The 4158-nt window shown below is 68.4% G+C and carries 4 protein-coding genes; 3 read left to right on the plus strand and 1 reads right to left on the minus strand.

The genetic code is table 11. The features are described from left to right. Window positions 1-857: 857 nt before the first annotated feature. On the plus strand, window positions 858-1637 hold the full coding sequence (locus tag JCM7685_RS16180) for a replication initiation protein (protein ID WP_074971256.1): 780 nt from the start codon (window positions 858-860) through the stop codon (window positions 1635-1637). On the opposite strand, the gene JCM7685_RS16185 is transcribed toward JCM7685_RS16180, so the two are convergent. Further along, window positions 1634-3250 carry a MobA/MobL family protein gene (locus JCM7685_RS16185; protein ID WP_100526146.1) on the minus strand — a complete coding sequence of 539 codons (1617 nt, stop codon included), beginning with the start codon at window positions 3248-3250 and terminating at the stop codon, window positions 1634-1636. The two genes, JCM7685_RS16180 and JCM7685_RS16185, sit on opposite strands and share 4 nt — an antisense overlap. A 207-nt stretch (window positions 3251-3457) precedes the next feature. Here JCM7685_RS16185 and JCM7685_RS16190 point away from each other — a divergent pair, with 207 nt between their 5' ends. After that, complete coding sequence (locus tag JCM7685_RS16190; RefSeq protein ID WP_074971250.1) at window positions 3458-3892, plus strand: conjugal transfer protein TraD; 435 nt, start codon at window positions 3458-3460, stop codon at window positions 3890-3892. Next, window positions 3889-4158 carry a hypothetical protein gene (locus JCM7685_RS16195; RefSeq protein WP_074971252.1) on the plus strand — a complete coding sequence of 90 codons (270 nt, stop codon included), beginning with the start codon at window positions 3889-3891 and terminating at the stop codon, window positions 4156-4158. Before JCM7685_RS16190 ends, JCM7685_RS16195 begins: the two co-directional genes overlap by 4 nt.

A 4158-nucleotide genomic window follows, 5' to 3' on the forward strand; every position in this document is an offset into this window, starting at 1 on the left:
ACACCCTGGAGGCGCTGCCTCCAGACCTCCGCCCTCGCCGCCGGGAGGCTCGGGGGGCAGTCCTGGCGGGCGTTGCCCTTGTCCTGCCCCCTCTCGCACAGGCTATTGGCCCTCCAGGGCCGTCAAGGGGCCGTGTCCTCGCCCTACGGGCTGCGGGCCGCACCAACCCCTTGACTGCCCTTCCTGGCCGCTCCAGAGGCCCTACAGCGCGTTTTCAGGGGACGCCAAGGGGTGGAGTAGGGGTCAAGGGTCGTAGGGGCTGCTGGCGCGGCCCGCAGCCCGTAGGGCGAGGACACGGGCAGCCCCGGAGAGGGCGAAGCCCGGCCCTTGACGCCTACGGAACCCCGATAGCCTCAGCCGGGGAGCAGGAGAAGGGCGTAGCCCGCCCCCTGCTCCCGCGGCGTATGGGGCAAGACCCCATGCGGGGGTCCAGCCCGAAGGGGGCTGGTCAAGCCCGTAGGGCGCGAAGGGGGGACAGCTCGCCCCCTATGGGGGCCTCGATATGCGGGAGGGGGAGCCGCCGCGAAGCGGTGGGGGAACCCCGCAGGGGTGCCCCGTGCCCGGTTCGGTCAGCAACGGCGCTTATCCACAGCGCGGCGCTGCCCGAAGGGGTTTTTTAATAGTTTTTTCTTGTTTATTAGAGGGATTTCCCCTTTTAAATCAAAGAGTTACCGCCGCCTATTGTGCCTTTTTTCCGGTTAAATGTGCCTTTTTTCCGGTTTACGTGCCTTTTTTCCGGTGCAATCCACAGATGTGCCTGCGCAAATTCTTGGCACATTTAGCTAAATGTGCCAAAATCACAGCAAGGCACAATAACCGGAAGGGCGGCACATATGGCAAGAACGAAGCGGGAACAAATGGCCCTGGCGCACAAGGCGCAGGGCTACGACGTGGCCGACGTGGAGCGGCCAGCGGGGGAACGGTGGGTGACGATGAGCAATGCGCTCACGCGGGCAGGCCACGGCCTGACGCTGGCCGAGAAGCGCATCGTGGCCGCTGCGGTGTCCAAGCTGGACAGCCGCCGCGTGCTCAAGCCCGGCGAGGTGCCGCGCACCAAGATCACCGCCGCCGAATACGCCGAGACCTTCGAGGTCGATCTTGATACGGCCTATGACCAGCTCCAAAGCGCGGCCAAGCAGCTCTACAACCGCTCGATCACGTTCTACGAGCCTGCCCACAAGCGCAACGGCAAGCCGCTGCCGCCGACGCGGGTGCAAATGCGCTGGGTGGGGTCGGTGAAGTACCAGGACGGCGAGGGCTGGGTCGAACTGGCGTGGTGGCCGGATCTGCTGCGCCACCTCACCGGCCTGCAACGGCAGTTCACGACCTACCAACTCCAGCAGGCCAGCGCCCTGCGCTCGGCCTATTCCTGGAAGCTCCTGGAACTGCTGATGCGCTTCGAGTCCACCGGCTGGGCCGAGTACACCATCGAGGACTTCGCCGCCTCGATGGACGCCACGGAGAAGCAGCGCGAGAACTTCGCCAACATCCGGCGCAAGATCATCGAGCCTGCGGTCAAGGAACTGACCGAGAAGGACGGCTGGCTGATCCAGTGGCAGCCGATCAAGGCGGGCCGCAAGGTCAAGGCGCTGCGCTTCACCTTCATGCGCGATCCGCAGGGGCAGCTCCCGCTCTAGCGGCTCATGCCTCGGTCGTTGGCGCGGTACTGCTGCCGCTGCTCGGCCAGCAGCTCGCGCACCTGCTCGCGGCGCTGGCCATCGTTGAGGATGCGGTCGAGGATGGCGGGGCGCATCTCCTTCGGTGCGGCGTTGTAGCCGTCGATCAGCTTCTTCAAGCCCTCCGGCGCGGCCTTCCACTGCTCGCCCCGATCGCTCCAGCCGCTGGCCTTCATTTCGCGCTTCTGCGCCATCAGCTTGAAGTCCTTGGGCACCGCCTCCCGCTCGGCCTCGATGCGCTTTTGCGCAAGCCGCTTGGCCTCGGCCTCGCGCTCCTGGCGGGCCTTCTCCTTCTGCATGGCCTCCAGCTCGGCCACCTTGGCCAGCGTCGGCGCCTGCTCGGCGGTGATGCGCTGGTGCGCCTGCTGGCGCACGTGCTGCACGCGCAAGCTGGCCTCCTCGATGCGCGGCCCAAGTCGTTGCCACTCGGCGCGGTGTTCCTCGCGCTGCTGTTCCAGCTCGCGCAGCTTGGGCGCATGACCAATGCCCTTGTCGTGGAACCACGCCTGCACCTTGTGCGCCTCCCGCCATGCCTGCGCCTGGTCGCGGGCGCGGGCTGAGGCGCTGCCCGCTTCGGTGTGCCGGTTCTGGAGCGCCTGGCGCTCGGCTTCGGCCTGGAGCACCACCGTATCGCGCTCTACCAGGTCGATCACTCGCGGCGGCCGCAGGCGGGCAATCTCCTGGGCCAGCTCGCGGCTGCTCATGCGCTCCAGGCGCTGGCGCTCCTGCTGCGCCTTCTCACGCTCGGCCCGCTCTCGGGCCTCCCGCTGGGCCTGTTCGCGGCGCTGCCGCTCGGCCTCCAGGTGGATGACCTCGGCGCGGGCGTCGGGCACGGCGCGGGCCAGCTCCTGGCGGGCCTCGGCCAGCTCGGCGCGGGCCTGCCGGAACTCGATCACGTTGGCCCGGCCCTGGCCGCGCCACTGGCTCGGCAACTGCTTGCGCTCCGGCTCCAGGCCGGTGCCGCGCTCGGCGTGGCTGCGCATGTCGATGCGCTGCTCCACCCCGGCCCGCTCCAGGTGCGCATTGCACATGGCCTCCCAGCGCCCGCGCAGCTCTTTCAGCTCGGCGGCCCGCTCGGCCTTGGTCAAGGTCTGGCCCGCGCTCGGGCCGTAGCCCTTGCGTGCGCCGCCCTTCTCCGGGGCCTTGGCGTTGTACCGCTTGAAGTACTGCTCCGGGTCGCGCTCGATGCCGTCGCGCTGCCGCTCCGAGAACATCAGATGCACGTGCGGCTGCTCCTGGCCGTCCGCCGCCGTGGGCGTGTGGATCGCCCACTGATAGGCGTGGCGGTCGCCTATCTCCTGGCGTACAAACTCGCGCACCAGCGCGGCCCGCTGGTCGGCGTCCAGCTCACGCGGAAGGGCAATCTCCATTTCGCGGTAGGTGGTGCCGTTCTTGCGCTCGAAGGCGTCCGCCGCCTGCCAGAACGCTTGCGGGTTGGACTGCGCCCAGGCGGGCATGTTGCCCGCCTCGGTCGCCTCCAACTTTTCGCCGCGCTCTAGGCGGTCGGCGTACTGGCCTTCGCGGGCGATGTAGGCAGCATGAGGCCCGGCCTTCCCGGCCTTGCCTACCTTCATGCTCAATCGCCCGATTGCCACCGCTCGCCCGCTCCTGTTTTTAGCCGCTGAAGGCGGCTGGTTTTGGCGTCGCAGACCGCGCTGTTTCTCGGCTTGCCGAGAAACAACTAAGCGCGCCTTCCGTAAAACGGAAGGATACCGCAGCCGTCGCGCCCCGGCCACCTTCCGCGTAAAATGGGAGCCTCCATCACAGAGGGAGACGCACCCATGACGCAAGACAAATGGCTGGCCGAACGGCTGGCATACCTGCGCGGCTTGAAGGCTCCCAGCGATCAACAGCGCCTGCTGCTGATGCTGGCCGACAAGCCCGACCGCACCGCCGACGATGGCCGCAAACTGGCCGCCCTGGTACGCGCCGAGAAGGCCGCCGAACGCGCCCAGAAGGCCCGCGCCGACGCCGCCCGCATCATCAACGCCGAGAAGGCCGCCGAGAGGAAGGCCCGCGACCATGAGCTGTACGAGTCGGCGGGCCTGATGATCCTGGCCGGTCTGGTCGATACCAAGACCGGCAAGCCGACCCGCGACCGGGGCGAGCTGCTGGGCGCTCTGGTGTCGCTGGCCGAGGCCCAGGTCGATGACGAGAAGCGGGCCGCCTGGAAGCGCAAGGGCGATGCCCTGATGGCCGAGAGGGCGCGGCGATGACGGACTACGGCTATGCCATCGACCCCCGCCCCGCCGACCTGGGCGGCGGCTGGCGGTTGCGGCTGCTGGAGAACGGCGAGGAAGTGGGCGGCGGCGTGTTCCCTGCTGGCCCCTCGAAGATCGCCCAGGATGCCGCCTACGAGGATGCCTTGGCCGAGGCGTCCGCGTGGCTCGCCACCCGGCCCGCCGACGAGGAACCGGCCTTCCTGGACGACGAAGGCCCGTCCGACGATCTGCCGACCCGCATCACCCTGCCCAAGTCCTGA

Origin of the sequence: Paracoccus aminovorans (assembly GCF_900005615.1) — a bacterium.
In the GTDB taxonomy this organism is placed as follows: domain Bacteria; phylum Pseudomonadota; class Alphaproteobacteria; order Rhodobacterales; family Rhodobacteraceae; genus Paracoccus; species Paracoccus aminovorans.

Coding starts and splice junctions, on each gene's coding strand:
- JCM7685_RS16180 (WP_074971256.1), top strand. CDS start 858: ATGGCCCTGGCGCACAAGGCGCAGGGCTACGACGTGGCCGACGTGGAG.
- JCM7685_RS16185 (WP_100526146.1), bottom strand. CDS start 3,250: ATGAAGGTAGGCAAGGCCGGGAAGGCCGGGCCTCATGCTGCCTACATC.
- JCM7685_RS16190 (WP_074971250.1), top strand. CDS start 3,458: ATGACGCAAGACAAATGGCTGGCCGAACGGCTGGCATACCTGCGCGGC.
- JCM7685_RS16195 (WP_074971252.1), top strand. CDS start 3,889: ATGACGGACTACGGCTATGCCATCGACCCCCGCCCCGCCGACCTGGGC.